This is a genomic window from Rhizobium sp. K102 (assembly GCF_022385315.1).
GTDB lineage: Bacteria > Pseudomonadota > Alphaproteobacteria > Rhizobiales > Rhizobiaceae > Rhizobium > Rhizobium croatiense.
The window spans coordinates 24,903-51,642 of sequence record NZ_CP092434.1 but is presented as its reverse complement, the minus strand read 5'-3'; the positions used below and the strand labels follow the sequence as shown (position 1 = coordinate 51,642).

Here is a 26,740-nt window from a genome sequence, read left to right as displayed (position 1 = left end):
GTCAGAGCAGGCCACGATCCTTGGCAATGGCGACGAGCTGCGGCACGGACTGGGCGTCAAACTTTTCACGCGCCTTGTCGAGATAGTGTTGCACGGTTCTAGCATTGATTCCGGTAAGCATCGCCGTTTCAGGTGCCGTTTTTCCCTTCGTCGCCCAAAGCAAGCACGTCATTTCCCGCGGTGATAGCGTTCGCTTCGGCGCCAGCTGTGTCCTCGCGGCTATGAAGCGCAGCCGGTAATGAACGACCAGCAACGCCTGCAAAGCTTGGAACGTCTGCTGCATCTCAACTAAGTCGGTCCTCGCTTCGGAAGTCGCAAACGTTAGCATCAGATGCGAGCCGAAACTGCCATCGGTCCCTATCGTGACGCCGCTTCTTAGCCCATGATCCACGGCTTGTTCTCGGAATTTTCGAAGGTCGGACGTCCCGCGAGCTGGCCAATTATCTGCAGTCCACCCAAAGGCCTCCTGTCGACGCTTCGCCTCAGTGACTACGGGGTCTATCCGTGTATAGTGACCGGATAAATATGCTTCCTGCCAGTCTTTAGGATAGTTGTTGAATGTACGGACTTCCGCACCTGACGCTTCGAGGTAAGCGTATCGCTCGAGCCCGAATGCAGCTCCATAGTTACGCAAAGCCACTTTGACCGATACCTCGTCCTGTGACGCCTCAACGGTATCGATCAAATTCCTCAGTGCGTCATTCAATCTCACTCTCCCCATGTTCGTGCCACTGTTCGAACATGCGACGGGAATGCGAGGAGATAAATCCCCGAACCGATGCCCCTAACTTGGGGTACCCACGTGAGGCGTGATGAGGTTCAGGTGTACTGCATGAGCTATTGCGGCCGACAGCGTGGGGCAACCGAGCTTATAGCGTGCTGATTTGAGGTAGCCGCGTGTTGTATGCTCGGATAGTCCCAGGATCTTGCCAATGTCCTTGCTATCTTTGCCGCGCGAGGCCCAATGAAGGCACTCGATTTCCCGTGATCCGAGCGCAGGTACGGGATCATTCTCACCGTGGAGTTCGAACACTGCTTTGCGATGCAGAAGAAATCCAAGCTCAAGCCACTCTGGCAAAAACTGGCGCTCGATCAACGTCCATTCTTCATCACTCTTCTGGGAGTTGATCGAGAGGAGCGAACGCCTCGATTTGTCGACAATCGGGACAGAGACTCCGTTGGTGCCGATCCCATGCAGCTCGGCATCGACCATGAACTCTTGCGCAGTCTCGGTAATATCGATCTCGCGCCAATCGAAAGGCAACTGTCGAGAAAAGCCCTCCCGAATGATTGGATCGACGTTTATGTAATCGTTGAGCAAATAGCGTGAAACCCAGCTATCGGGATAGGTCGTTCGTACAAACGGAGCGTCAACGTTATCGACGATTGTTCTCGCAAGATGAAACGTGACGAAATCAATGGGATAGTGCGATTGGAATTCATCCAAAGCGGCCGCCACTGTCGCCGCATTTTTCATCGCGCTGAAAGCGTCGGGATAGGTGGTCGAATGCTCATTTTCCTGCATGCTTCTTTCCGTAACAGTGATTATCGTTTGCGGGTTAGCGACCATAAAATCGCCGAGCTAGTCGCTAAATGCAACCCCTGAGAGCGGGAAAAGACCGACATGCTGCGGCCTCCGCTATCGACGCGAGTATCTTTTGGAGCATTTGCAATGATAAGAGAACTCATTACAGTTGCGACGGTCGATAAGCTTGCGGAAAAATAATATCCTGATCGACGAGCACATTGAATTTGTAGCCTGGTCGGATTTGGATCGTCGGCTGGACATTGAGGTTCTTCGAGATCGTCTGCTCGGCGACGCGACCGAAGCTTTCCGCGAAATTCCGCCTGGCCGCGTCGGACGCCGTGTCCTGCGTCGCAAGCGTTGAACTCTCCGGCATCGACATGTCGATCCCGGTTCCGATCAACGCGACGAGTGCTGCCGAACTCCAGGTGCGCCAGAGATGCCGATCGACCTTGTCCTTGAAGCCACCATATCCTTCGGCATCCGTGCCGGCCATGCCGCCGATCTGCAGCGTCGATCCATTCGGAAAGATGAGGTCGGTCCAGACCACGAGGACACGCTCCTGGCCGAACGAAACTTTGGAATCGTAACGGCCAAAGAGCTTTGCCCCCTGCGGGATGAGAAGCCGGTAACCGGTGGCGCTGTCATAGACGTTCTGACTGACCTGCGCGCTGATGCGCCCCGGCAGGTCGGAGTTGAGGCCGGTGATCAACGTGGCGGGAATGACGGAGCCGCGCTTTAGTTCGTAGGGCGACATTTGAGGCACGACCTGGTTCGGCAGATAGCCGAGATCCTTGATGTCCTGATTGAAAAAGTCCTCCTTGGAACCCTGGGCATTCTGGTCGACGTTCTGGCCCATGAGCCCGGATTTCATGGCGGCGGCGTAGAGGTCCGAGGCATTGTTGGCTGTCGCAGTCGTCGTCTGCCGGCTTGCGTCCGTGGAGTTGTTGGCGGCTTTCTCGACATCGGAGATATCCACCTTCAACGGCGAGTCCAGCGCCGTTGCCCGCGCCTGCAGCCGGGCCATCCTTTGGCGCTGAGCCTCGCGGAAATATTGCTCGTCCTGCTCCCGCTTCAGGCGCGCCTTCCATTCCTCTTCGGATTCAAGCCTCGGCCGCCGTTCTTCCCTCTCCGTCGGCCGGCGGTCTACAATGGGTGTTTCCTTCTCAGCCTTCTGTTCGACGGCGGGCGTTGGCTGAAACGCCTCACGTTCCACCGGCTCGCCGATGATGCCGTCCGTGACGCCGCGTTTGAGTTGGTCTCCGAAGTTCGTTGCGGGAGCATTCGAGGCGCTGTCGAGTTCGATGTTCCGATTGAAGGGGAGCCCGCGCCATGAAAGTCCGATCACCACCACGCCGACGAACAGCGCGATGATGACGATGGCGATGATGACCGGCAGCCGATTGAGACGGCGCATGCCTTTCTGATCGTCAGCCTGATTGGATGCGCCCAGCTGGAGCGATTGGACCATGTCCGCCTCCCCTCAATTCCGCTGGATGATTGAGAGCGGGCTTGCCGGCGTGGCGCCGGCTGCCGTTGTCGTGTAGGCCCGGCCGAGGACGATCGACTGCGTTGAAAGCTGTGCGAGCACCTGACCGTCGACGCCATCGAGCGAATAGGCGAGCTCGACCGGTTTCACGTCCTTTCCGACCTTGCCGTCCTTGACGACCGTGTAGCCCCATCCTTTCAGCGCCGCCTCCAGTGCCGTTGCGAAGTCCGAGGAGTCCTTTTGAATTTTAAGCGTCGTCGCACCTGCCGGACCGATCTGTTCGGCGAGCCAACTCGCCATGTCGCCGGCAATCGCACTTGCAGCGGGGCCAGTGACCGCGACGGGCGTGGAACTGGTCGTCAATCCGTCTTCGGCTGTCTGGCACCCTGAAAGCAGGGTGCCGGCGACGATGATGACGAGAAGCTTGCGCATGGTTCAGCCTCCCCGCCGGATGGTGATTTTTTGCTGACGCCAGCCGACGCCGGAGACGAGGATCGCTTTGTCGATCGCGTAGTCGACGATCATCATGTCGTTCTTCATCCTGTAGTTGACGATGCGGTTCTGACCGCCGCTGACGACGAAGAGCACCGGTGCATCCTGGCTCGAGACTGATTTCGAGAATTGAATGTATGTTTTCATACCATCCGAATAGACACGCTTCGGCTTCCAGGACGCGCTGCCGTTCACCGAGTAGGAGAAGTTCAGTTTGTCAGGTGCCGTCCCGGAGATGCCGCCGGTCTCGAGCCGGGAATTGATATCGGCGAGCTTGGTCGAGACGTCCTCCGGGTACTCGAAGCCGACGCGGGCCATATATTGGCTCGGATGAGACTTGAGTTGAATATGATAGGTGCGGCGCGATGTCGTGACCACCATCGAGGTGACGAGCCCCGGTTCCGATGGTTTGACGATCAGGTGGATCGCCTGCCCGCCGGTGGCGCCCGAGGTCGCCGGTTCCACCTTCCACCGCACGGTGTCTCCAACCAAGACATCGCGGACGATTTCGCCACCTTGCAATTCGATATCACAGACCTGCAGCGGCGAGCAGACGACCGACGGCTGCGTTTCGCCAAAGAGGAAGATGACCTTGCCATCGGGGCCGGTCGTCACCAGCCCTGACGTCCCACGCCACTTCCTGGAGATGTTCGTCCCCTTCACCTCGTTGTTCGTCATGCTCTGCGCCTCAGCGCCCCCGACAAAGACGAGCCCGGCCAGGCAGCCGGCGGCTGCGATCAATCCTGTTCTGTGCATTGAGAAATCCCCTGCCCTTAAAGCTGCGCTGTCCAATCGAAATCCCGGACGTAGAGACCGATCGGATTGAGGCGGATCGTCGCCTCATCCTGCGGCGCGGTGAGCGTAACCGTCGCGATCCCGCGGAATCTGCGTGTGCCGATTTCCTTGCCCTTCCGGTCCCGTTCGTATTCAGTCCAGTCGATCTGATAGGTCTGGTTCGACAGCGCCACGATGTTGTTGACCTCGATCGCCACCGTCGACGATTTCGCCTTCTCGAATGGGGAATTGCCGCGGAACCAGGCGTTGATCTTCTCGGTCGATGGATCAGATGTTCGAAGGAGTGCGTAGGTCCGGTCGATATATTTTTTCTGCACCACGGCATCGGGTGTGATCGAACGGAAGCTGGTGACGAAATTGCCGAGTGTGGCACGCACCACCCGGACATCCGCATATTCGATTTGTTCAGGGAAGCCCGCGGTCACCGCCGTGCCCAGTTTATCGACCCGGACGATATAGGGAACCAGCTTGACCTGAGTGCTGAGATACATCGAATAGCCAAAGCCTATGACGGCCATGGTCAGACCGAGAATGCCGACAATGCGCCATGCGGCGGCTGCCTGGACATAGGAGCCGTATCGCTCGCTCCATTCCTGGCGCGCAGCGAGATACGGGTTTTCGGGGGCGCGGTTCGCTGCCATCGATCGATCACTTTCTGATTGCTGTTAGTCTTTGCGTTCGGGAGGTGATTTTGGTCCGCTTTGCCCGCTGCGCGCCTGATCGAGCTTGGAATTGGCGAGCCCCAGGATAGACCCGGCATAGGCGCCGGGAGAGCCGATGGCCTTCTCCTTGGCAGCCGAGCCCGCTGCTTTTCCTGCCGAGCCGATCCCTGCGCCGAAACCTCGGAGCATCGCTCCTGCAACGGAGGACCCTGCGGCCCGCGCGCTTTGACCAGCCGCGAACCCTGCGCCCGTCGCGCCGGCCGCGAGGAAACCCGCGCCGGTCGCGAAGGATGCCGCCTGCCCACCGTGCCGGATTGCTTCCATGCCGCCCGAGACGGAGGCGCCCTGAACGACACCCTGAATGATGTTCGGCACATACATGGCGATGATGAAGACCACGACCGAGATCCCGGCGATGGCGAGCGTCGTCACGAACTGGTCCGAGGAGGCAGTTGGCGCGTTTGCCAGACCCATGAGGACTTCGGACCCGATCTTCGCGATCATGACTAACGCCATCAGCTTCATGCCGACGCCGAAGGCGTAGACGAGATAGCGGACAGCAAAGTCCTTGGTAAAGGAGGATCCCCCCAGCCCGAGCATGATCATGCCGGCAAGCAGACCGACATACATCTCGACCATGACCGACACGAAAATTGCTGCGACCAGCGAGAAGCAGATGACGACGACACCCATCGCCAGCACGGCCGCGATCGCCAAAGCATTGTCCTCGAACACGCCGAATTGTGCCTGCTGCGACATTTGCGAGGCAACCCGGATGCCTGCGTCGAACACTTCGGCGGGCGACGCGGATCCGCCGCCGGCGCCAATCTGGAAGAGGCTGTCGACGACCGCTCGGGCAAAAGTCGGCCCTTGCGTGAGAACAAAGGCGAAAAAGCCAATGAACATGATGCGCCGGACAAGCTCAGCAAACCAGCTGTCGAGGGAGGCCGCCTGGAGCGCCAGCCAGACCGCGGCAATGCCCACCTCGATAGTTGCCAGGATCCAGAACAGAGATTTCGCCGCATCCATGATGGTGGTCTCCCACCCTTTAGCGGCGGTGGAAACCTGATTTTCTAGTTCTGTCAGGACTTGTCCCTGTTGCGCGAAGGCAGGAGCTGCAAAGACGAGGCAAAGGAGGCCAGCGATCAGGAACGATTGTTCAAGGGTGCGTTTCACCATCTTGGGCGCATCTCCTGGCCGTCCTTGATCGGCGGCGGCTCCATGTTCGAGCCGAAGAACTTCTCCCTGACGGTGCGTTGTTCTTCGGCGAGCGCAGGCTTGTTGGATTCCTTGGAATTGACGATCAGCACGGTCGCCGCTGAGGAGAAAGCTGCCACAAGCGCGAGCACGGCAATGACAACGGCGCGGCTCACCAGCGGGGCTCCATCTTCTGACCTTCGGGAATGCTCTTGATCTCGGCATTGAAGAATTTCTCGCGCCGCGCCTGGGCAAGGTCTTTGTCGGTCTGTTCCGTCTGAAGCCAAGTCCCCATCATTGTCATCTGTTGGGAGACGAGACCGCGAAGCTTCTGCATTTGCGCGACTTGCTGAGCAGCAATCTCGTGGCCGACCTGCAAAGCCTTCATCTGCCCGTCGGCCGTCTCGGACATCGACCGCAGCGAGGACATCGTGCCTTCCTCGCTATCGAACTGGTCCGCCGTCAAACTCGCCGCCTTCAGTGTGCTGGCGATCGTGTCCCGGTTCGTATCGGACCAAGTTTGGTAGCTCGACGAAAAACTTGTCGCGTCCGGCAAATTGGTCTTGAGACTCGAGTAGCTTTGGAAGCGCTGCTGCAGCACGTCATCCGCATTGCCCATCGAAAACGAGATGCTTTGACCCTGATCGACGATGCTGCGCAACTGATTGAGGTCGCTTTCGACCTGCCCCCACATATGCGACGGGAGAGTTGCCGTGTTCTGAAGCAGATTTTGATAGATGTTCAGCTGCGTTTCGATCTGTTGGGCGAGTTGGCTGATCTGGGTGAGCTGGTTCTGGATCTGCTCACCGGACTTCCCGACCAAAGCGACCAGCTCGCCGTTGTTGAGGACCTGCGTCCACTCGGTGGCGGCACCAGTTGCGGTGCCGGCATCTGCGGGATTTGCGGCGGCGATCGTCAATGCGACCGCCGCAAGGCCGGCGAACAGCCTATTCGAAGTTGAGCAGCGATGCGGCATCGTGAACTCCTCTCGTTTGAAGCCAGTGGATCGGCCAGTCGCGGCCGTGTTCGGAATTGAGCGCGCGGATGCGCTTCAAGTCTTCCTTGCCCGATGCGCCGACGAAGCTGAGCGCCACGGGACCGAGCGCCATATCGAATAGGCGCCGGCCATCAAGGGTGACCACGTAATATTCGCGCTTGGGGATTGCGTTCGAAACGATCTCGATCTGTCGCTCATTGAACCCGATCCTCTCATAGAACTCGCGGGTCCCCGCCTCCCTGGCTGCGCCGTTGGGCAGGCAGATTTTCGTTGGGCAGGATTCCTTCAGCACGTCGATGATCCCGGAACGCTCGGCATCCGAAATCGACTGCGTGGCGAGCACAACGGCGCAGTTGGCCTTGCGTAGCACTTTAAGCCATTCGCGGATCTTGCTACGGAATACCGGATGGCCGAGCATCAACCAGGCCTCGTCCAGGACGATCAGGCTCGGTGAGCCGTCGAGACGCTTCTCGATACGTCGGAACAGATAGGTGAGCACGGGCACGAGATTGCGCTCGCCCATGTTCATCAGTTGCTCGATTTCGAAAGTCTGGAAGGCACCCAGCGAGAGACCATCCTGTTCCGCATCGAGAAGCTGGCCCATCGGTCCGTCGACCGTGTAGTGGTGGAGCGCGTCCTTGATCTCGCGCATCTGCACGCCGCTGACGAAGTCCGAAAGCGATCGACCGGCTGCGCTGGCCATCAACCCAATCTGGCGCGAAATGGCGTTGCGATGATCAGGGGTGATGGCAACACCCTGCAGCGTCACCAGCATTTCGATCCATCCCGTGGCCCATGCGCGATCTGCATCATTGGAGAGCTCCGATAGCGGACAAAAGGCCAGTGCCCTCTCCGTTTCGTTGTGATCTCCACCAATCTCATAGTGATCGCCACCGGCGGCGAGCGTCAGCGGTAGCAGCGAGCTCCCCTTGTCGAAGGCGAAGATCTGGGCCCGTTCATACCGGCGGAACTGTGCGGCAATCAGTGCCAGCAGCGTCGACTTCCCCGAACCGGTCGGCCCGAAAATCAGCGTGTGGCCGACATCGTCGACATGCAGGTTCAGCCGGAACGGCGTCGACCCACTCGCCACCTGCATCAACGGCGGCGAGTTCGGCGGATAGAATGGGCACGGCGCGATCGGATTGCCTGACCAGACAGAGTTAAGCGGAACCAGATCGGCGAGATTGCTCGTGTTGATCAGCGGTTCGCGGATATTGCAGTACCAGTTGCCGGGCAGGCTGCCGAGAAAGGCGTCGGTGGCGTTGAGCGTCTCGATCCGCGCGCCGAATCCCTCCGCCTGGATCAGCCGGCGGATTGCTTCTGCTTTTTCCTGCAGGGCCTCCCGGTCGTGATCAAAGAGAACGATCACCGGCGTATAGTAGCCATAGGCCACCAGCTGCGAGGAGGCTTGGGCGATGGCGTCTTCCGTCTCGGCCACCATGGTCATCGCGTCCTGGTCTACCGACCGGCTCTGCGTCTGGAAGAGCTGATCGAAGAACGGCCGCACCTTCTGCTGCCACTTCTTACGGGTGCGTTCGAGTTTTTGCCGCGCCTCTTCCGCATCGAGGAAGATGAAGCGCGATGACCAGCGATAAGTGAGCGGCATCAGATCCAGGCTGTTGAGAATTCCCGGCCAGCTCTCGGCCGGCAGTCCGTCGATCGCCACGACGCCGAGGAAACGGTTTTCGACCTTCGGCGTCAGGCCATGCTCGAGCTCGGCAGTTGCAAGCCAATCGAGATACATCGGGGCATCCGGCAGCCGGATCGGATGGTTCTCGCCTGTGACGCAAAAGCGAACGAATTGTAGCAGCTCGTCATAGCGGGCGACCCGCTCCCCTCCCCTCTCGACGGTTTCCCGGGTTTCCATGCGACGGATTGAAAGGGTGTTGGCGAAATACTGCTCGATCTCCCGGACAGCGTTCTTGAAAATGAACAGCACCGTATCCGCATAGGTCTTCTTTCGGCTTTCCTCGTCCGAGTAGATGTATTTGCTGAGCGCCGTCTTTTTTGATTCAAGCGGCCGATAGGTGAGGACGAGCGCGTGCTTGCTCTCGAAATGCCCCTGCTCGCGCGCGAAGTGTGCCCGCCGCTCGGCGTCGATCGCGCGCGTGACGGGATCGGGAAAGTGGCAACGATCATCCGACGGATAGTCGAATGTCGGGATGCGCACGGCTTCAACCTGGATCATCCAGCCGCTTCCAAGACGCGACAGGATCGTATTGATCTGCCGCGAGAGCTCGTTGCGCTCGAGGTCCGTGGCGCTTTCGGAATCCGGCCCGGCAAAATACCAGCCGGCAATCAGGCTTCCGTCTTTCAACAGGAGCACGCCATTGTCGACCAGGCCGGCATAGGGAACGAGATCCGCAAAGGAGGGGCCGGTGGCCCGGAAACGTTTGAGAGCAACCATGCCTGCCCCTCAATACCGGCGCCACGGCGAGGAGGTCGCCTTGTAGTAATGCTTGTAGGAGATATGGCGGACATAAACCTGTCGCATCAGCGGATCGGCCTTGGCCATCATCCTCAAAAGCCCGACGATGACGATCCAGACGGCAACGCCGAAGAGCGCGGAATAGACCGTGAGGACGACGAAGATCAGAATGACTGCGGCAAGGCCGGTGATCAGCACCAGTTCCCGGTCCGCGCCCATCAGGAGGTTCGGCCGCGACAGCGCACGGTGGATGCGGTTGCGTTGCAGCCCGGACAGGGACTCAGCCATGAGCCCCCTCCCCTGTTTCGCTTTGACCGATTGAGGTGGTTTGCTCGTCTGGAGTTCCGATGGAAGCTCCCGTCGCGCCGAATAGGCCGACGATGTTGGTGGCCCCAAGTAGGATGCCGGCGACGAGCACGATGTACATGAGCCGCCGCGCGAAATCGTTCAGCTCGCCGCCAAAGATCAGCATACCGCCGGCGATTGCGACCGCTGCAAGGGCAATGGCACCCGCGACCGGACCGGTGATCGACTCCTGGATCTGCTGCAGCGGTCCTTCCCAGGGAAGACTGCCGCCGGAACTGGCGAGCGCCGGCGCGACCGAGGCAAGGACGATGGGTGCCGCGAGGAGTACCGCGGCTACGACTGCGTTCCTACGCGACATGGCGCGCCTCCTGTTCTTCTGTAAGCTGGTCGGATTCGATCTCGTATTGGCCGCCTGCGAAGCGCTCGACCTGGATGACGTCGCGAACACGCCGCCCGCGCGGCGTCCGTTCAATCGAGACGATGAGATCGACCGCTTCACCGATCACTTCGTGCATCGGCTGTTGGCTGGCTTCGGCGGTCAGTTGCTCAAGGCGGCGAAGCGCCGACATTGCAGTGTTGGAATGGATGGTTGCCACGCCTCCTGGATGACCGGTGTTCCATGCCTTCAGCAACGTGAGCGCAGCCCCGTCGCGGACCTCGCCGACCACGATCCGATCCGGACGCAGGCGCATGGTGCTCTTCAACAGTCGCGCCATGTCGACTGTATCGCTGGTGTGGAGAAGCACGGCGTTGTCGGCGGCGCATTGAATCTCGGCGGTGTCCTCCAGAATGACCAGACGGTCTTCAGGGGCCGACTTGACGATTTCAGCGATAACGGCGTTGGCGAGCGTCGTCTTGCCTGATCCTGTGCCCCCGGAGATGATGATATTGAGCCGCGACGAAATCGCGCTGCGGATGGTCGAAGCCTGGTGTTCGGTCATCATGGCAGACCGCACATAATCGTCGAGCGGGATCAGGCGCAAGGCACGCCGCCTGATGGTGAAGGCCGGTTTGGCGACGACCGGAGGCAACAATCCTTCGAAGCGATGACCTCCGATCGGCAATTCCCCTGAGATGATCGGCTGCTCGGTGTCGACCTCCGACTGGAGTGCATGTGCCACGGTTCCGATCACCATTTCCGCAGCCGCTGAAGACATTTCGCCGGCTGGCGCCACGCCATGCCCCAGCCGTTCAATGAATAGCTTGCCATCGGGATTGAGCATGATTTCAACGACGGTTGAGTCGTCCAACGCGACGCAAAGCTGATCGCCGAGAGCCTCCTGAAGTTTTCGGACAAGTCGGGGATGGGAGCGAAGCTGGTTCACGGCTGTCTCCTTACGCTGCTTTACTGACGGAGCTGAGTTCGGATCGATAGTCGGAGGGTCGCAGACGTAGGAACATGCTGGCATTCACGGGCAGGATGCCAGCGACGGCCATCGTCACGCCGATCTTCTTGGGCTCGCCCAATCGCTGCAGCGGCCAACCGACGCGGGCGAGAATCCGCTCGAAGCGGAGATCGGTCACGGTGACGATGTCGGTGTAGCCATTCGACATGCACCATTCGATGATGCCTGCGAACATGGTCAGCGTCGCTTCATGCACTGAGCCGACTCCCCTGCCCTCTCCGAGGGAAGTGTCAATGCAGAAACGCGAACTCTCGATCATCGCGGCATGAGCATTGAGTTGGCCCTCGGGGAGCAGCGCCGGGAAAACGTCGGTCACCATAGTGGGGCCGAGTGCGGGAAGAAGCCTCGCGCACCCCGCCAGTTGGCCAGTCCCTGCGATGGCAAGAACGTAGGTCGGCCGAAGCGCGTCAAAATTATCCGACTCGCATCCCGCCGTAACGTCGACTTCCCAACCCAATCGAGCGGAGAAGACACGTGCGCGAAGCTGGTGGTGACTATGGAGGAGATGTGCCTCTTCGATCGTTCGAGGCGTTGAGAACGCGACAACTTGCATGAATTTCTCCGTCGTTTGTGGTCGGCGGGGAAATGAGCACGATTTAGAATTGGGATGCAGTTGTAGAATCCTACAAGCTCACGACGAGTGAGTCGCGCCGCGAAAGCCTCCAGGTTGGCGAACGCGGCTACTTTTGCGCCCAAAACGATGAGGCGGACTTGCAGGATTCACAGTAAAACGGATAGTGAACGCGCCGGAATAGAATGCTTGCTAACCGGCGAATATTCAAGGACAAATAGGCTTGGCCTTGAGTTTTCGCCTTCGTTGCGTTAACCGGCTGTTAACCATTAAGTCCTTGCCAACGAATGGCTTTTGCGTATCGTCACGGTAAATCTGCCGTTCTGGCAAAAAAACCGTGATGAGAGATTCTAACGTGAGCGTGGCGACAAACCCGAACCGCAAGGCTTTGCCCAGCGTCGATGAAACCATTGGTGAGCAGGCCGATTTGCTGAGCTCGCAGCTTCAGTCGATGAGCGAAGCACTCTTTCCGCCCTCCTCTCAGAAGATCCTGCGAAAGTTCACCTCCGGCGAAGCCGCCCGGTTGATGGGTGTGTCTGATTCCACGCTAAGAAAGATGACGCTGGCGGGCGAAGGCCCGCAGCCTGAAACGACCAGCAACGGTCGGCGGCTCTATACCTTGTCCGACATCAATCAAATCCGACGACTGCTGGCACAATCGACCCGCGGCCGCGAAAGCATCGAGTTCGTTCCTCATCGCCGTCCCGGCGAGCATCTTCAGGTCCTCGCCGTAACGAATTTCAAAGGCGGGTCAGGCAAGACGACCACCTCTGCTCATCTTGCACAGTACCTCGCGCTGCAGGGTTATCGCGTTCTTGCGGTAGATCTCGATCCCCAAGCGAGCTTGTCCGCCCTGCTCGGCGTTCTCCCTGAACTCGACGTTGCGTCCAACCAGACCCTCTATGCTGCAATCCGATATGATAGCGAGCGCCGCAATCTCTCGGAGGTTATCCGTTCGACATATTTTGACGGCCTCGATCTCGTGCCGGGCAACCTGGAGCTCATGGAGTTCGAGCATACCACACCCAAGGCGCTGAGCGCTGGCGCTGTCGGTGAAACTCTTTTCTTTGCGCGCGTCGCAGCAGCAATCGATGAAGTCGCCGATAATTACGACGTCGTCGTGATCGATTGCCCGCCGCAGCTCGGCTTTCTTACCTTGAGCGGATTATGCGCTGCGACCGCGATGATTGTAACCGTGCACCCGCAGATGCTTGATATCTCGTCGATGAGCCAATTTCTGTTGATGACCCGCGACCTCCTTGGTGTCGTTCGCGATGCCGGCGGCGACCTCAAGTACGATTTCATTCGCTATCTTCTAACGCGATTCGAGCCGCAGGACGCCCCGCAAACGAAAGTAGCTGCCCTCCTCCGTAACCTATTTGACGATCACGTCCTGACGAACCCGATGGTCAAATCCGCAGCCGTATCAGATGCCGGACTCACGAAGCAAACGCTCTATGAGATCGGACGCGAGAACCTGACCCGATCCACCTATGACCGGGCCATGGAAGCGCTCGACGCGGTAAATTCCGAGGTCGAAACCCTTATCAAGCAGGCATGGGGTCGAGCGTGACGGACCTTCACCAAATCGCAAAACGCCGGCAGGCTCGCCAGTTGTTGGGAGCTCCCAACAGTGCCGAAGTTTCGAGCGCAAAGACAGCAGGAGAGGTAATGTGAGCAGGAAGGATTCAATCGACTCCCTCTTCCTGAAGAAGCCCGTTGCGACGGCTTCATCAGCCTCAAAGTCATCCGACCGTGTGCGCACCGGCGCAATCTCGGCCATGGGCTCGTCCCTGCATGAGATGGCTGAGAATGCGAAACAGGCGAGCAAGCTACAGCAGCAGCTCGCCGAAGGTGAGGCAGTCATCTCCATCGAAACGGCTTCTATCGACACGTCGAAAATCGTCGACCGAATTCCGATCGATGTAGACCCCGCGTTCGACGCTCTGGTCGAAAGTATCGCCGAACACGGACAGCAAGTGCCGATCCTCGTGCGACCGAACCCGCAAGCCTCGGGGCGATTCCAGATCGCTTACGGTCGTCGGCGCGTAAAGGCGGCCGAGAAACTCGGCCGCCCGGTTCGTGCGATCGTCCGCAACCTCTCGGATAGCCAGCTCTATATCGCCCAGGGCCGCGAAAACCTCGATCGTAAAGACCTATCTTTCATCGAAAAAGCGTTCTTTGCAAAGAACCTTGAAGACGACGGATGTGATCGTCCGACGATCATTGCGGCGCTTGTCTCGGACAAAGCGGACGTGAGCCGCTATGTGGCTGTCGCCCGACAGGTACCGGAGGAGTTGGTCAAATTGATTGGCCCAGCGCCGAAAGCCGGACGCGCGCGTTGGATGACCCTTGTCGAACACCTCTCCTCCCCAGCTAAACTTGCGACTGCGCATGAACTGGTAGCTGGTTTCGCGGAGAACAGACTTCAAAGCGACGCGCGGTTAGACGCACTGTTGCGTGCCCTTAGCGAGCCGAGCAAGAAATCGCGCGCCAATAGGACGGACGTTTGGAAGACCCCTCTTGGGAAACGGGCTGCCCGCGTCGAGGCGCGTGAAGGAAAGACGTCAATTACTTTCGAAGAGAAAGTCGTCCCAGCGTTTGGACAGTTTGTTTCGGCAAAGCTGGACCAGCTTTACAAGGAATTTCAGGAACTCAACGGTGATGGAGATGAGCGATGAACTAAGCCTGTGATAGGTGGCTAGACCGCACTCACACGGCAAAGAAAAAGGCCCCCGAAACAGATCCCGGAAGCCCTTCTCAATTAGTTCGCACCTAAGAGAATCGCATTTCCCGGAATCCACGTCAAGAGTCTTTGGCATCGTTTTGGTGGGCGTTTTTCTGTTGCCTTTCGAAAGGTAGAGGAAAATGCAGACTGAACATATAGCGACGCCCTTTGGGCGGCGGCCGATGACGCTTGCCTTGGTGAAGACCCAATTCGAGTCCGCAGGCATCAAAAAGGGCAAATCGGCCGATAAGTGGAAGATCTACCGTGACGCCTGTGACGCGCGTTCCCTTCTCGGGCTGCGCGATCGGGCGCTCGCAGTACTCAATGCACTTCTGTCGTTCTATCCTGAAACCGATCTGATCGAGAGCGCCAACCTCATCGTGTTTCCATCGAACGCGCAGCTATCTGCCCGTGCCAACGGCATCGCCGGCACGACGCTTCGGGAGAATCTGGCGCTTCTCGTCCAGGCTGGTTTGATCCATCGGAACGATAGTCCGAACGGCAAGCGCTATGCCCGAAAGGGTCGAGACGGGTCTATTGAAACCGCTTACGGCTTCAACCTAGCGCCGCTGCTCGCTCGATCCGAAGAACTGGCGCTCATGGCTCATCAAGTTGCTGAAGAAAACCGACGCTTGAAGGTGATCAAGGAGAAGATCACCATCGCGCGCCGGGATATACGAAAGCTCATTTCCGCCGCGATCGAGGAGGGCGCTTCGGGCGACTGGCAGAGCATTGAGGACGGTTTTGTTGCTATGATTAGCAGTCTTCGAACCGCGAAGACGCCCACAGCCCTTGGGGAGATCCTCGAAGAACTGACACTGTTGCGAGAAGGCATTGTCAACTTGTTGGAAGATCAGCTTATTTCGCAAGAATCCGACGCCAATGCTGACGAAATCCGTCAGCACATACAGAATTCAAATACTGACTCCATTAATGAACTTGAACCTAGCTCTGGAAACGAGCTGGGCGGGAAGCCGAGCCAAGGGCCGAAGCTTCATGCAGAGCCGATAAGGACATTTCCACTTGGTATGGTCGCTCGGGCGTGCCCGCAGATATCGGATTACGCCCCCGGCGGGCGAATTGAGCATTGGCGCGATTTAATGGCCGCCGCTGTCGTGGTTCGTTCCATGCTTGGAGTTTCGCCGTCGGCATATCAGGACGCTTGCGAGCTCATGGGGCCGGAAAATGCCGCCGTCGCAATAGCGTGCATTCTGGAACGAGCCGGACATATAAACTCGGCCGGTGGATATCTACGCGATCTGACCGCGCGAACGCGAAGGGGCGAGTTTAGCCTTGGCCCGATGTTGATGGCCCTTATGCGGTCCGGCGGCAGAAATCTGAGGTCGGCGTAGCCGCCGCCTTCTCCAAGGTTTTTGGACGCGGATATCGCCTACGGAACTCTTTTGTTGGGAGCTCCCAACAGGTCGCAGCGTGGGGATAATATTGCGGTCTTCCAAATGGAGCGGGCCTATGGGAAGAGCGCATCAAGATCGGCGATCTGTGATCACCTCTGGGGCGGCGGCAGGGGAGACGGAGAAGCATTTGATGGGGACCCGTAGCGGAACTGAATTGATCGCGGTGTTAATTGTTCCTCTACTTGGCCGCAGTACGAACGCTTCACCGCAGGACGCCACCGGGTTGGAGGATTAACTTTTGGCCATCGGTAAAGATCGCTCGGCTGCGCATACGCTTGGTCTGCATGCACATAGCTTTTATCATTTCCCAGCGACCAGTCTATACGACGAGGTGGAACTCTCGCGTCATGCTGAATTGTTCGACAAATGCCACGTTTACATGCTTGGTCTATTTCCGACGATCAATTTTCTTGGAAGCCAGGTTGACGGATCTCGGCTGCGGCAAATCTTCTCAATTCTCGACAAAGGGTTCCAATTGGACTGGGATGTTCGTGAGGGAATGGACCCGGCTTCAATAGATCCGAAAAGCCCGCAGATCGCACATCAACTCTACAGCCGATTTGGAAAGCCCGACTTTTCGATTCAGTATATAGGGCAAGCCTATGGAACGGACGGATCACGCGCCGCGCTGGACCGCTTGGGGAAGCACGAGACGCTGCAGAAAATGGCAATCACGGGTGCACCAGAGGGATATCAGCTCCAGGTCCTCCTCATCGAGGTGTATTCTGCTACCGAGGTTCTGACGAAAATAAATTCATTTGTCGGTGACCGGAATTCCTTCGACAAACAATATCGAGCTCGTGAGGAGAAGATACTCGGAACTACAGCTGTCGAAAGAATTGCTCTATACGAGGCCTCTTTAATTCGTTATTTTAAACCGAAATACAACGTTCTTTTTAAGGACAGTTTTCCTTCAACAAATCACAAAATCCTACTCGATTGTTACGAGAAGGAATTCTGCCAGATCGCGGCCGAGTTCACATTCGATGATATGCCCATAACGTTGTCTTCTCCCACCATTCACCCGGCAGAGACGCATTTCGTGCTCTACGATCTCCAAACCGCTAAGAAGAGAAAGGCATTTTTTGGCTCAGAGCATGGCGTCGATGGCAACGTCGGAGCCGACAAAATGATTGGCGAAAACGAACCTGACGACAACGCAAAAATCGGGATCTTCATTCTTCCAGATCGGTGATTCAAACGCACCAACAATTAAGTCGTTCGGTGCGCGCCGCGGGAGCATTGGTCACTTTTGACGAGATGGGACTTTCATCCTTAAATAAGTCGTGCGGCCCGCCCGCTGCGACGACCGGCGCTGTTGTAGTAACTGGCTGCTTGTTGCAACGACCGATGTCGCGACTGCTCCATCGCCTCGGGCAGGGGAATGCCGCGATTCGCAGCCTCGGTCAGGTATCCAGACCGCAACCCATGCGCGGAAAACTCCCCCACCTCCAGCCCGGCCATTTTCACCCGCAACTTGACGATGTCATTGACCGCCTTCGGATCAAGCGCCCGCTTGGAAACATGGCCCCAGCGATCGATCGCCCGAAACACGCTGCCAGCGTCGATCTTGGCAGCCGCAAGCCAGGCGTTCAGCGCCTCGACCGGCCGGCCGGTGAGGTATACGACCTCGTCCTGGCCGGCGCCGGAATTCTTGGTGCGGCCGAGATGGATCGACAGCGAGGGGAGGGCGATCCCGTCGTCGCCGGTCACCGGCGCCTCGATCGTCAGCTGCTCCTTGCGCAGGCCGGCCACTTCGCTGCGCCGGCGGCCGCCGGAGGCGAAGGCGACCATCAGGATCGCCCGGTCGCGAACGTCGCGTAGGCTCTGTTCGCCGCAGGTCGCCAGCAACTTCGCCAGTACGTCGCCGGTGACCGCCTTGGCGCTCTTGCGGCGGCGCGTCCGGGGGACGGCCCGCACGGCGAGACGAAGCGCCGACTTGAGGGCAGGGGAGGCGAAGGCTCCATCAAGGCCGCGCCATTTGGTCAGCGTCGACCAACTCGCCAGCCGCCGGCGCACGGTGTCGGGCGCGTGCGGCCCTGGTGACCGGAGGAAGCCCCCGTCTCGCAAGGACTGGTCGACTGCGGTCGGCATGCCGTGCTCGGGATCGGTTTCGCGCCGTGCCGGGTCCCAGAGATGATGGGCGACGAATTTCAGCAGCAGCGCTTCCGGCGCCGGCCAGGGCAGGGGAGTTTCGGTCGCCGCCAAGCACCAGGCTTCGAGGTAGGCCAGGTCGGAAGTCAGTGCCCGCAGCGTATTGGCGCCCATCCCTTCGTTGACCAGGTGTTTGAGCGTCTCGACGTCCTGGTCGGTGAGGATTTCGGCGAGCTTGTCGCGCCGGTCGATCGGCAGCACCGCGGCGATGGTGTCGAGCGCTTCGGCCCGCCGGGCCACCGGATCCGGTGCTGCGGTCGGGGCAAGGATGATGTCCAAAGGTCGCTCCTGAATCGGTGGAATGCGGCGGTCAAAACGGTGGCGCTGACCGTGCAATGACACCGTTCTCGCTGATTTGCGGGCTTTTATCAATCACTTCCGATAAGCAGTACTTATCGGAGGTTAGCCATGCGCGCCGATGCCATAACGGACGACGGAAACAAATGCTGACGTCGCTTCCGTTTTGGAAAAGAACAACATTAATTCATATAGTTAATGACGTATAAAAATCTCAAGCTTCGGTTAACTTGCCGGCAGCGCACGCTGCGAAATGAGCCGACAGAGTATTCTGACCGAGGCTAAGCACTCAGCCAGTGGCCCGTCTGGCCTATGCCGCCTCCCGGTTCATGATTTTTGCGGTGAGCGCCGCCTTCCTGCGGAAGGAAATCGAGATCACTTTCTTTCAGAATTGATCTCCGGCCCCAGAAGATGAGTAATGGACACCCTGTTATTCTCGGGAAAATGCAATACAACCATCTGGTGATCAAGCGGCTGAGTTGCTACAGTGATACGGAGAGGAAGTCGATTGCCATTGTCCGATGGAAAGAACAGAATCCAGCACGCCGATCCAGAGAGTTGAACGACGCACTTTGATCGATGTCGATGAAGCGCATCGACCTTACCTTGCTGCGGCCATCCTTCGTTTCAATGCAGCGAATGCTGCGGTAAGGGTCGAGGTCTCGAAGCAAATTACTTTATCCGATGACGGTACCTCGCCCATCGACACGTTGATCGCAAATTTTCACCACTGCCTCTACCGTGAGAAAATCTATTCGGAGACGCTTTCCCTTCGACGGGCTCTCATCAGCGGTGTTCTCGGGCGATGACCGTCTTCCCACTGAAATTCACGCGGTTGGCTTCTGATTACCTCTTCGCTGACGACGCCGGTGGGTATTTTCGGGGAGATCGCAACTTCCTCGAGCGATACGTCGGTGGCAATTTGACCGCCTCAGACACCGAGTTTCTTCATTCGAACGGGCATGCATTCGATGAAGTCGGCGACCCAGCATATATCGGATTTGCATATCGGTGGGCACAGCGACTGCATCGTCCGCAGGAGCTGAACTACGTCATCCTCGTGCCGACACTTCGCTGCAATTTGGCGTGCGGCTACTGCCAGGTGTCGCGGGTCAACGAAAACACCAGTGGGTTTGACTGGACCGAGGACACGCTCGCCCAGGTTCTTCGTTTTCTCGATGGCATGGACACGGCAAGTGCGAAAATCGAGTTTCAAGGCGGCGAACCGCTTTTGCGATTGGATTTGCTGGAGACGGTTCGAGAGTTTGCGCGGCGCAAATTCAAGGACGTAAGCTTCACCGTTTGCACCAATCTGCAGTCTGTTTCCGATGAAGCCTGGGCGTTTCTCGACGCTTCGGACACATTGATTAGTACGTCGCTTGATGGCGAACTTTCGGCTCACCAACGGCAGCGGACAATCACATCCCGTGACACCGACCAGTTTGTTTCGAACCTTCGCTATGGGATCGGAAGGCTAGGGCAAGGTAAAGTGTCGGCGTTGCCCACGCTTGATGTCAACAATTTGCCAACCCCGAACCAGATCATTGAGACGTTCGGTGACTTCGGCTTTCGTTCCATTTTCCTCCGGCCTATCAACCATCAAGGTTTCGCTCGGAAGCGATACCGGACAATGGGCATGGATGAGCGATGGAACGACTGTCATGGCCGATTCATCGATGCGTTGATCGAGCACAATTGGACAGCAGATTTCCCTGTCGAGGAATTCTACTTCACGCATTGTCTTCGCCGGGTGCTGCGCGGCGGCCATAACCACCATGTGGACCTTCGCAACCCGAACATCCTCGGTAAGGACTACCTGGTCATCGATTTCGACGGCACGTTTTATCCGTCGGACGAAGCCAGGATGGTGACGAGAGTGGGGCAGATCGACCTGAGTGTCGGCAATCTTTGGGATGGCATCGATCAGGCAAAGCTGGATGTCCTGAATGAGGAAGCGACTAACTCGTTCCATCCAGATTGCATCCACTGTCCATACCAAGCGGCCTGCGGCATTGACGTGATCGACGACCTCTCCCGGTACGGTCGTATCGACGTGCCGAAGCGTGACACTACCTTCTGCCGACGCCATACCGCGATCTTCGACAAGATATTCGAGCTGCTCTATTCGGATGACAAAAAAGCTCACAAGAGCCTTGCGGCATGGGCCGAAATTCCGGAGTTCGATCCTTCGCTGGCTCCGATACACAGATGATCGATTTGCGGCTTAAGATCGATGACGTTCCAATCGACCATCCAAGTATCGTTCGCCTGCGCACCGACACGGTGGAGAGTGAGCATGATGCTGTCCTGATCGATCGTGACCACGAGAGTCAAATCTTCGATCTCGCGGGCTATTCGCTTCGAGTTTACTGCGATCCCCAAACTGATCTCGACGGCGACGTGCTCCTTCTAGTACCTGGTCGAAACTCGGCTCATCGATTGCTGCGAGCAGGGTCGAGGCACAACACCTTCCTGGTGACCGAGCAATGCGACCAGCTCTGCGTGATGTGCTCGCAGCCTCCGAAGAAATATCACGTCGACCTCTTCGACCAATTCACAGTCGCCGCCACCTTGGCCCCGGAAAACGCGCGCATCACGATATCTGGCGGCGAGCCGCTGCTGCACAAACGAAGACTGTTTCAATTCCTCGCAGTCGCCGCGAAGGCTCGACCCGACATCTCATTTCATGTTTTGACCAACGGCCAGTTTTTCGAACCTGGCGACATTGCCATAATTGATGGGGTCGGAAGGGAGCGCGTGTTGTGGGGCATTCCATTGTATGCGCCTCATGCCGAACTTCACGACAGCATCGTTGCAAAGCGGGGTGCGTTTGAAACGTTGTCGCAGAATTTCGTGACGCTAATGAGGGCCGGGGCGGCCGTCGAGCTTCGGACGGTTGTCCTTCAGCAGAACTGGGATGTGTTGCCACAGCTTGCGGACTACGCCTCGACCCGGCTTCCGTTCATTGATGTCTGGGCCATCATGCAACTAGAAAATATCGGTTACGGCAGAATGAATTGGGCGCATTCGTTCAAGGATACGTCGCTGGATTTCGGCCAACTGGGGAGCGCCATCAATCTCGCGATTGGGCGCGGTATTCATACTCTTCTTTATAATTTCCCGCTTTGCACGGTTCCCCCACCGTACCGGCATTTGGCACCAAGCACGATTTCAGACTGGAAGAACAAATTCCTGGAAGAGTGCGGCGAGTGTACGTTGCGCTCTACTTGTGGTGGATTTTTTGAATGGTATAAAGCTGATCAGGGATTTGGGGGACTGTCACGACAATGAAGAAGCGCAAGGTTTACCTGTTGCCGTCATTGATTGCGGCTGGGTTCATGCCGTCGAAAGGCGATGCAGCGCCACTTGTCGGCCTTACCCAAAAGAAGCCAGAACCCACTCTCTTTGAGCGGCTGCGGGTCAAGCAGGCCTACACCCTCGCTGGTCATAGCTCACATTCGAGCCACGCAAGTCATAGCAGTCATGCTAGTCACGCGAGCCATGCGTCAGGCTCTGGGGGCGGATACGTTGTGCCGCGCGGCGACTACAACAACAGCACGACCTATACGCAGCCCGACCCGACGCCGAGCTATTCGCCCAATCCGGGACCGGTCATCAGAAGTCTACCGACGACTCCCAACATACCGGCGACGACTTCGACTGGCAGCTATTCGACGGGGGTTGCCCCGCAATCCTCCGCGGTGAATACAGCCCCAATGCCCCTGAAGACGTTGCCGGGCAACTCAGACAAATTTCGGCGTATCGTTATTCAGGTTCAGACCGCTCTGGTTGCCTTCGGCTATTTCGGCGGCCCGATAACAGGGCAGGTCGACGCCGCAACGAGGGTTGGACTTAATAAAATGCAGGATGCCTATGGGCTGAAGGTGACCGGAACGATCACGCCTCAAGTTCTCACAGCTTTTGGTATTTCAACAAACTGATCCGATCAGATTAGGGAGGGAGCGATGCGCTCGTCTGTTTTCATTTCCTGCCTGATTTCATTGGCCGCGCTAATCGCAAGCCCCAGTCACGCAGCGATCAGATTTGCCCACGTGAAAGCGGCGAACAACGACATCTTGTTGATTCAAGGAACGTTCGAGCCCAGCGATCTTCCTGATAAGCTCGAAGCCGAAATCAAGAACAGCGCTCCGAAATTCATCGCGTTCAATTCGCCGGGCGGTGATACAGATGCCGCGATCGGATATGGCCGGGCTATTCGTCGGATGAAGATTTCGACGCTGCAAGTTTCGGGTTCGAAGTGCGAGTCTGCATGCTTACTCGCTTTTGCCGGTGGAGTGCGGCGTTATGCGGAAGACGCCTCGATGCTCGTTGATCGAACACTTCTCTCGCCGGGAAGCTCGGGCCTGCAAACCGGAACCGAAAGATACAAGGCCTACCTTGCGGACATGGGCCTCGACCCCACCTTGTTCACGTTTGTCACCAGTCTGGCCGACGGTGATCGACGGGTGCTGTCGCTGATCGACATGGCTGGCTTTGGTCTCGTGACGGGGCAGCCTACCCCTATGTGGCACCGACCGCGGAAGAAACTGCCGTATCCAACGAGGCGCCCTCGACAGCATTGAACGGAGCCGCGCTCCAGTTTTTCCTGGAAACACAGCGGACCTGGTCGACGAACGAAGGAATGTCCTTCCTCGAGAACAACTATGGAGACTCCGTTGTCTATTACGGCTCCCCGCGCTCGAAGGCGGACGTCCTAAATGAGAAGCAACAGTTCGCTGAACGGTGGCCTGTGCGCATTTATGCCGTGCGGTCTGGCACAGCACACGCAGCATGCTTTGATATCTGTACCGTCGTCGCTGTGGTCGATTGGTATACCTACAGCCCCTCACGTAAAAAATCCTCCTCTGGCGCGGTGAACGCGGTGATGACATGGGACCCCGCGACCCACAAAATTCTGGCGGAGAACGGTAAGATCACGACCAAGGATAATTCGGTAGCTGGACCAGATCGGATTATTCGTCGCTGGCTGACCGACAACGCTGCGTGCTCGTTGTCCTACGCGCAGGACGCTTGTAATTCACAAGCACTGCTTCTGACGGAATTGAGCAACAGCGGCTGGTGCCGCAAAGCCGATGCGACTTGGGGACCGTGCACTCTTCAATAGGTCCGACCACCAAACGCGGGCGGGGGCTGGAAGGTGTTCTGCACCTTGGGCTTGGTTGCTGGACGCGAAACTGGACGTTGACCAAGCAGCTCCTTCGGTACCCATCCCATCGCTGACGGACCACCAGAGACATGGACCCATCCGCTTTCCGTCTCAAGGATGGCGAGCAAAGCATTCTGGCCGACTGCCCCGACGGGGATGTATTTTGCACCGGGTCCATCCCTCAGCTGGAAGGGCTGCTTCATGTAGGCGAACTTCGGTTCCGGTGGGGCGATGTAAGGCGTGACAGGCGGCTCTGATGTCGCAACTGCCGTAGACGCGGCGGGCGCAGTCGCGGCCGCCGCGAGCGTCTCAAAGATCGCAGGATCGGGTGCGGGCTCCTGATCAGCCCGAAGGGCGGCAGGTGTCGAAGATATCTGACCATCTGCTGTCGCCGTTGCGTCAACGTTCGGTGCCTGGATGGGGGGTGCCAGGTTGCTGGTTTCCGAGGCGGAGCCAAAAGAGGTTGTGGCAGGGGCCATCGTCGACGGTGATGATGCCACCTGTGCTGAACCGGCCGCAGAGGCCGCGGGCCTTCCCGGCGTTGACGATGACGACGCAACTTGCCCCGAACCGGTGGGAACAGCGGCTTGCGTTGTGGCGGGCCTAGCCGATTTCTCCGCGTTTTGGAGTGCGGCGATAGCAATAGGAAGCCCAAAGATGCCGCCAATGATGAGGGCCATAGCAGGCACAGCGCTCTTTCGTCTCTGTGTATCCGGCAGAGGCGAACTTAGTGCCACTGGTGGCGATACTGGCGTTGCGGTCGATGGGATCGTCTTCGGTGCTTGTGAGGCCTCGATCTTTGCCCTCGCTAAAGCTTGGAAACCGGCAACAAAGCTAGCCAGCTTTCCCACTTGCGAAAATTCCAGTACCTCGTTGAGACCGCTGTCGCTTTGCAGATGAAGGGTGTCGTACAGACAGACAGGCAGTTGGCGGTTATTCCGAAAACGCCGATCGGGCCCGCCATTCTTGTTGGGGTGCTGCCAAGTGTGGTCGACGACCTTCGCGTCACGAGGGACATGACCATCTTCGATAAACCGTGACGCCTGCCAGCGAGCGCGGAGATCAGAATATGACATTGCACCGAAGCGCGAATTGTGGGCTACCAAAGCAACGTCCGGCATGAAATAGATGACCTGCTTGCCGACATGTATCGAGGGCGGCGTTATATTGCTCTTGATAACCTTGGGTAAAGCGTAGACGAGCTTCGTGGCGGTTCGCTTTACCAGGTGGGATGCGCCTGCATTTCTTTTCCAGGTCGTTAGATCGTTGATCGCACCGCCAGCCTCGATATGCCATTTGCCGGCGCAGGAGCGTAAGTCATCGAAAGCCGCGATCGTCTCCTTGTATGCCTGCTCGACCGGACCATCGATATCATAGAAGAGAACTGTCGACCGGCGGTAGGAGTCGAGCCATGACCCGATCGCCCAGGCGGGAAGGGCCGCGATCAACACCCAAATCCCCACTGGCGGCGCTTTCGCCAGCACAAGGATGCCGAGGAGGGCCGTGAGCCATCCGAAAAGAGCCGACAACCGCCATTGATTGGCCTTCGCGTTGATTTCGTCCAACACTTCGTCAAAGTTCTCGTCGCGCATCAACAAGACGTCACCGGACTCGAACTCGATCATGTTGACCGCAGGTACTTCAAAAGTGACCTGAGCGGGCGGTGGCTCGCTCACAGCCCGCTGTCGACGTTGGCCAGCATTGCCAAGTGACGTTCGATAATATAGTCCGCCTCGTCCGGCATGGATATAGTGGCCCCGAGATCCGGTACCGACCCTTAAGCCCTTCGCGCCGACAGAGACGCCGATACCTCCTTGGGAAAAATTAAACCGGAATGGTCCCGCCTTGACTGACTTGCGTATGTAGAATGGCACCCCATGCCCCCCAGTCCCATTGCAACGTGGATGTTACACAGATTCCTGGCTGCAACGAAGAATTTTGTGACTTGGCTTTTCAGGTCCGGCCCCGATCGATAGCCGCCAACAGCTCATAACGGCAAGGCAGTTCAATTCTACAAAAATTAACATCGCAGCCTGATGTGCCGGTTCGCACACATCATCGTTTTCCAAGGAACTATCCTAAGGGCAAGGTGGTCGGGATCGAGCTTCTGATCGACGAAGTCGGCAGCCGCGCGGGACGGTGACCGTGGAATTCATCGCGCGGGGGTATGTCGACAACAACAGCCGCTTGCTGATAGGTTACGCGGGAACGAGCGATGCCAGCTCGTACATGATTGCCGATTCCGATGAAGCCGCCCCTTTGTTCCGAGATGATTGCGCCCCGGGATTCCGGGATGATCTCGCCCCCCTGAGGCTGGGGTCCTGCTGGCAGTGATTGTTGTCAGTTCATTCGTGTAGCGAGTTCAAGATTTCCGGCGCTGATTTCGCCGCAAGCTTTCCCCGGATAGGTCTATGCGATGGGCGTTGTGAACGAGGCGATCGAGGATGGCATCGGCGTAGGTTGGGTTGCCGATGATCTCATGCCAGGCTGATACCGGAAGCTGACTGGTAATGATTGTCGAGCGGCGGCCGTAGCGATCCTCGAGGATCTCCAGAAGGTCGTGGCGAGCCTGCTCGTTGAGCGGTTCCAGACCCCAGTCATCGAGGATCAAGAGCTGGACGTGCCCGAGGGTTCGCTGCAGCCTTGCATAGCGGCCATCGCCGTGAGCGAGAGCAAGATTGGCAAACAGCCGCGGCACGCGCTGATAGAGAACCGAGCGATCATCGCGGCAAGCCTTGTGCCCGAGCGCACAGGCCAACCAGCTTTTTCCGACGCCAGATGGCCCGCAGATCGCGAGGTTGTCGTGGGCATCGATCCAGTCGCCGCCGATCAGCTTCATGAACAGCGCCCGATCGAGACCGCGCTCGCTGCGGTAATCGACATCCTCAGGCACAGCATGGTGGCGCAGTTTGGCAAACCGCAGACGGGCGGCAAGCTTGCGATCGTGGCGCGAGCTCCATTCTCGTTCGAGCAGCAGCCCGAGCCATTCGGCATGGGAGAGTTGTTCGCTCTCGCCGTTGCTGATCAGTTCGTTGAACGCCTTGGCCATGCCGGTCAGGCCCATGGCATTCAATTTATCAAGGGTGGGATGTGCAAGCATATGTCGTCTCC

27 protein-coding genes are annotated in these 26,740 nt (G+C 58.0%); 10 read left to right on the top strand and 17 right to left on the bottom strand.

Annotated elements, in window-relative coordinates:
- Nucleotide 1 precedes the first annotated feature (1 nt).
- From MHI61_RS03230 to MHI61_RS03165, 14 genes are all read right to left on the bottom strand, one after another.
- Complete coding sequence (locus MHI61_RS03230) at nucleotides 2-712, bottom strand: autoinducer binding domain-containing protein (protein ID WP_338060908.1); 711 nt, start codon at nucleotides 710-712, stop codon at nucleotides 2-4.
- A 72-nt stretch (nucleotides 713-784) separates the two neighbouring features.
- Entirely contained in the window at nucleotides 785-1,525 is a 741-nt protein-coding gene (locus tag MHI61_RS03225; protein WP_032490539.1) for a LuxR family transcriptional regulator, read from the bottom strand.
- 163 nt (nucleotides 1,526-1,688) lie between these two features.
- Entirely contained in the window at nucleotides 1,689-2,996 is a 1,308-nt protein-coding gene (gene trbI / locus MHI61_RS03220) for an IncP-type conjugal transfer protein TrbI (RefSeq protein ID WP_011427453.1), read from the bottom strand.
- A gap of 12 nt (nucleotides 2,997-3,008) precedes the next feature.
- On the bottom strand, nucleotides 3,009-3,446 hold the full coding sequence (gene trbH, locus MHI61_RS03215) for a conjugal transfer protein TrbH (RefSeq protein ID WP_239789431.1): 438 nt from the start codon (nucleotides 3,444-3,446) through the stop codon (nucleotides 3,009-3,011).
- 3 nt (nucleotides 3,447-3,449) lie between these two features.
- Nucleotides 3,450-4,262 (bottom strand): P-type conjugative transfer protein TrbG, encoded by an 813-nt coding sequence (gene trbG, locus MHI61_RS03210; RefSeq protein WP_011427455.1) that lies wholly within the window; start codon nucleotides 4,260-4,262, stop codon nucleotides 3,450-3,452.
- A 17-nt stretch (nucleotides 4,263-4,279) separates the two neighbouring features.
- Nucleotides 4,280-4,942: a conjugal transfer protein TrbF gene (locus MHI61_RS03205; protein ID WP_011427456.1), complete on the bottom strand. Its 663-nt coding sequence runs from the start codon at nucleotides 4,940-4,942 to the stop codon at nucleotides 4,280-4,282.
- 24 nt (nucleotides 4,943-4,966) lie between these two features.
- Nucleotides 4,967-6,142, bottom strand: coding sequence for a P-type conjugative transfer protein TrbL (gene trbL, locus MHI61_RS03200; protein ID WP_032490540.1), 1,176 nt, complete (start codon nucleotides 6,140-6,142; stop codon nucleotides 4,967-4,969).
- A complete protein-coding gene (trbK, locus tag MHI61_RS03195) occupies nucleotides 6,136-6,336 on the bottom strand; it encodes an entry exclusion protein TrbK (protein ID WP_032490541.1) in 201 nt (66 codons plus the stop codon). Before trbK ends, trbL begins: the two co-directional genes overlap by 7 nt.
- The gene (gene trbJ / locus MHI61_RS03190) at nucleotides 6,333-7,136 is read right to left on the bottom strand and encodes a P-type conjugative transfer protein TrbJ (protein WP_011427458.1); all 804 of its coding nucleotides are present in this window, start codon (nucleotides 7,134-7,136) and stop codon (nucleotides 6,333-6,335) included. The genes trbK and trbJ overlap by 4 nt, the downstream gene beginning before the upstream one ends.
- On the bottom strand, nucleotides 7,108-9,564 hold the full coding sequence (locus MHI61_RS03185; RefSeq protein WP_011427459.1) for a conjugal transfer protein TrbE: 2,457 nt from the start codon (nucleotides 9,562-9,564) through the stop codon (nucleotides 7,108-7,110). Before MHI61_RS03185 ends, trbJ begins: the two co-directional genes overlap by 29 nt.
- A 9-nt stretch (nucleotides 9,565-9,573) precedes the next feature.
- Nucleotides 9,574-9,873, bottom strand: a complete 300-nt coding sequence (locus MHI61_RS03180) for a conjugal transfer protein TrbD (RefSeq protein WP_011427460.1) — start codon at nucleotides 9,871-9,873, stop codon at nucleotides 9,574-9,576.
- Nucleotides 9,866-10,249, bottom strand: a complete 384-nt coding sequence (locus MHI61_RS03175; protein ID WP_011427461.1) for a TrbC/VirB2 family protein — start codon at nucleotides 10,247-10,249, stop codon at nucleotides 9,866-9,868. Before MHI61_RS03175 ends, MHI61_RS03180 begins: the two co-directional genes overlap by 8 nt.
- The gene (gene trbB, locus MHI61_RS03170) at nucleotides 10,239-11,216 is read right to left on the bottom strand and encodes a P-type conjugative transfer ATPase TrbB (RefSeq protein WP_011427462.1); all 978 of its coding nucleotides are present in this window, start codon (nucleotides 11,214-11,216) and stop codon (nucleotides 10,239-10,241) included. Before trbB ends, MHI61_RS03175 begins: the two co-directional genes overlap by 11 nt.
- Nucleotides 11,217-11,226: 10 nt before the next feature.
- A complete protein-coding gene (locus MHI61_RS03165; protein WP_011427463.1) occupies nucleotides 11,227-11,850 on the bottom strand; it encodes an acyl-homoserine-lactone synthase in 624 nt (207 codons plus the stop codon).
- 358 nt (nucleotides 11,851-12,208) lie between these two features.
- On the opposite strand from MHI61_RS03165, the gene repA reads away from it, so the two are divergent.
- The 4 genes from repA (at nucleotide 12,209) to MHI61_RS03145 (ending at nucleotide 17,206) form a co-directional block, all read left to right on the top strand.
- Entirely contained in the window at nucleotides 12,209-13,441 is a 1,233-nt protein-coding gene (gene repA, locus MHI61_RS03160; protein ID WP_032490543.1) for a plasmid partitioning protein RepA, read from the top strand.
- 100 nt (nucleotides 13,442-13,541) lie between these two features.
- A complete protein-coding gene (gene repB, locus MHI61_RS03155) occupies nucleotides 13,542-14,549 on the top strand; it encodes a plasmid partitioning protein RepB (protein WP_011427465.1) in 1,008 nt (335 codons plus the stop codon).
- A gap of 187 nt (nucleotides 14,550-14,736) precedes the next feature.
- A complete protein-coding gene (gene repC / locus MHI61_RS03150; RefSeq protein ID WP_011427466.1) occupies nucleotides 14,737-15,948 on the top strand; it encodes a plasmid replication protein RepC in 1,212 nt (403 codons plus the stop codon).
- Between the two features lie 301 nt (nucleotides 15,949-16,249).
- The gene (locus MHI61_RS03145; protein ID WP_011427306.1) at nucleotides 16,250-17,206 is read left to right on the top strand and encodes a hypothetical protein; all 957 of its coding nucleotides are present in this window, start codon (nucleotides 16,250-16,252) and stop codon (nucleotides 17,204-17,206) included.
- Nucleotides 17,207-17,286: 80 nt separating this feature from the next.
- Here the strand turns inward: MHI61_RS03145 and MHI61_RS03140 are convergent, their stop codons facing one another.
- Nucleotides 17,287-18,435, bottom strand: coding sequence for a site-specific integrase (locus MHI61_RS03140; RefSeq protein WP_042119575.1), 1,149 nt, complete (start codon nucleotides 18,433-18,435; stop codon nucleotides 17,287-17,289).
- Between the two features lie 548 nt (nucleotides 18,436-18,983).
- Between MHI61_RS03140 and MHI61_RS03135 the strand changes: the two genes are divergently transcribed.
- The 6 genes from MHI61_RS03135 to MHI61_RS03110 are packed head-to-tail and all read left to right on the top strand — an operon-like array spanning nucleotide 18,984 to nucleotide 23,587.
- Nucleotides 18,984-19,271: a hypothetical protein gene (locus MHI61_RS03135; protein ID WP_063503094.1), complete on the top strand. Its 288-nt coding sequence runs from the start codon at nucleotides 18,984-18,986 to the stop codon at nucleotides 19,269-19,271.
- Complete coding sequence (gene hxsB, locus MHI61_RS03130; protein WP_011427308.1) at nucleotides 19,268-20,674, top strand: His-Xaa-Ser system radical SAM maturase HxsB; 1,407 nt, start codon at nucleotides 19,268-19,270, stop codon at nucleotides 20,672-20,674. Before MHI61_RS03135 ends, hxsB begins: the two co-directional genes overlap by 4 nt.
- Nucleotides 20,671-21,753 (top strand): His-Xaa-Ser system radical SAM maturase HxsC, encoded by a 1,083-nt coding sequence (hxsC, locus tag MHI61_RS03125; RefSeq protein WP_011427309.1) that lies wholly within the window; start codon nucleotides 20,671-20,673, stop codon nucleotides 21,751-21,753. Before hxsB ends, hxsC begins: the two co-directional genes overlap by 4 nt.
- Nucleotides 21,750-22,403 carry a His-Xaa-Ser repeat protein HxsA gene (gene hxsA, locus MHI61_RS03120; protein WP_011427310.1) on the top strand — a complete coding sequence of 218 codons (654 nt, stop codon included), beginning with the start codon at nucleotides 21,750-21,752 and terminating at the stop codon, nucleotides 22,401-22,403. The genes hxsC and hxsA overlap by 4 nt, the downstream gene beginning before the upstream one ends.
- A gap of 24 nt (nucleotides 22,404-22,427) precedes the next feature.
- Nucleotides 22,428-23,045, top strand: coding sequence for a hypothetical protein (locus MHI61_RS03115; RefSeq protein WP_239789430.1), 618 nt, complete (start codon nucleotides 22,428-22,430; stop codon nucleotides 23,043-23,045).
- 59 nt (nucleotides 23,046-23,104) lie between these two features.
- Nucleotides 23,105-23,587: a hypothetical protein gene (locus MHI61_RS03110; RefSeq protein WP_239789429.1), complete on the top strand. Its 483-nt coding sequence runs from the start codon at nucleotides 23,105-23,107 to the stop codon at nucleotides 23,585-23,587.
- Here the strand turns inward: MHI61_RS03110 and MHI61_RS03105 are convergent.
- Together MHI61_RS03105 and istB are read right to left on the bottom strand one after the other, a co-directional pair.
- Nucleotides 23,581-25,503, bottom strand: a complete 1,923-nt coding sequence (locus MHI61_RS03105; protein WP_011427312.1) for a DUF4236 domain-containing protein — start codon at nucleotides 25,501-25,503, stop codon at nucleotides 23,581-23,583. The two genes, MHI61_RS03110 and MHI61_RS03105, sit on opposite strands and share 7 nt — an antisense overlap.
- 488 nt (nucleotides 25,504-25,991) lie before the next feature.
- On the bottom strand, nucleotides 25,992-26,729 hold the full coding sequence (gene istB, locus MHI61_RS03100; protein WP_007539334.1) for an IS21-like element ISRel16 family helper ATPase IstB: 738 nt from the start codon (nucleotides 26,727-26,729) through the stop codon (nucleotides 25,992-25,994).
- Between the last annotated feature and the right edge of the window lie 11 nt (nucleotides 26,730-26,740).

Bases quoted from the DNA above. Each gene is read 5' to 3' on its own strand.
- MHI61_RS03225 (WP_032490539.1), bottom strand. From the start codon at position 1,525: ATGCAGGAAAATGAGCATTCGACCACCTATCCCGACGCTTTCAGCGCG.
- trbI (WP_011427453.1), bottom strand. From the start codon at position 2,996: ATGGTCCAATCGCTCCAGCTGGGCGCATCCAATCAGGCTGACGATCAG.
- trbH (WP_239789431.1), bottom strand. From the start codon at position 3,446: ATGCGCAAGCTTCTCGTCATCATCGTCGCCGGCACCCTGCTTTCAGGG.
- trbG (WP_011427455.1), bottom strand. From the start codon at position 4,262: ATGCACAGAACAGGATTGATCGCAGCCGCCGGCTGCCTGGCCGGGCTC.
- MHI61_RS03205 (WP_011427456.1), bottom strand. From the start codon at position 4,942: ATGGCAGCGAACCGCGCCCCCGAAAACCCGTATCTCGCTGCGCGCCAG.
- trbL (WP_032490540.1), bottom strand. From the start codon at position 6,142: ATGGTGAAACGCACCCTTGAACAATCGTTCCTGATCGCTGGCCTCCTT.
- trbJ (WP_011427458.1), bottom strand. From the start codon at position 7,136: ATGCCGCATCGCTGCTCAACTTCGAATAGGCTGTTCGCCGGCCTTGCG.
- MHI61_RS03185 (WP_011427459.1), bottom strand. From the start codon at position 9,564: ATGGTTGCTCTCAAACGTTTCCGGGCCACCGGCCCCTCCTTTGCGGAT.
- MHI61_RS03180 (WP_011427460.1), bottom strand. From the start codon at position 9,873: ATGGCTGAGTCCCTGTCCGGGCTGCAACGCAACCGCATCCACCGTGCG.
- MHI61_RS03175 (WP_011427461.1), bottom strand. From the start codon at position 10,249: ATGTCGCGTAGGAACGCAGTCGTAGCCGCGGTACTCCTCGCGGCACCC.
- MHI61_RS03165 (WP_011427463.1), bottom strand. From the start codon at position 11,850: ATGCAAGTTGTCGCGTTCTCAACGCCTCGAACGATCGAAGAGGCACAT.
- repA (WP_032490543.1), top strand. From the start codon at position 12,209: ATGAGAGATTCTAACGTGAGCGTGGCGACAAACCCGAACCGCAAGGCT.
- repC (WP_011427466.1), top strand. From the start codon at position 14,737: ATGCAGACTGAACATATAGCGACGCCCTTTGGGCGGCGGCCGATGACG.
- MHI61_RS03135 (WP_063503094.1), top strand. From the start codon at position 18,984: ATGGAAAGAACAGAATCCAGCACGCCGATCCAGAGAGTTGAACGACGC.
- hxsB (WP_011427308.1), top strand. From the start codon at position 19,268: ATGACCGTCTTCCCACTGAAATTCACGCGGTTGGCTTCTGATTACCTC.
- hxsC (WP_011427309.1), top strand. From the start codon at position 20,671: ATGATCGATTTGCGGCTTAAGATCGATGACGTTCCAATCGACCATCCA.
- hxsA (WP_011427310.1), top strand. From the start codon at position 21,750: ATGAAGAAGCGCAAGGTTTACCTGTTGCCGTCATTGATTGCGGCTGGG.
- MHI61_RS03115 (WP_239789430.1), top strand. From the start codon at position 22,428: ATGCGCTCGTCTGTTTTCATTTCCTGCCTGATTTCATTGGCCGCGCTA.
- MHI61_RS03110 (WP_239789429.1), top strand. From the start codon at position 23,105: ATGTCCTTCCTCGAGAACAACTATGGAGACTCCGTTGTCTATTACGGC.
- istB (WP_007539334.1), bottom strand. From the start codon at position 26,729: ATGCTTGCACATCCCACCCTTGATAAATTGAATGCCATGGGCCTGACC.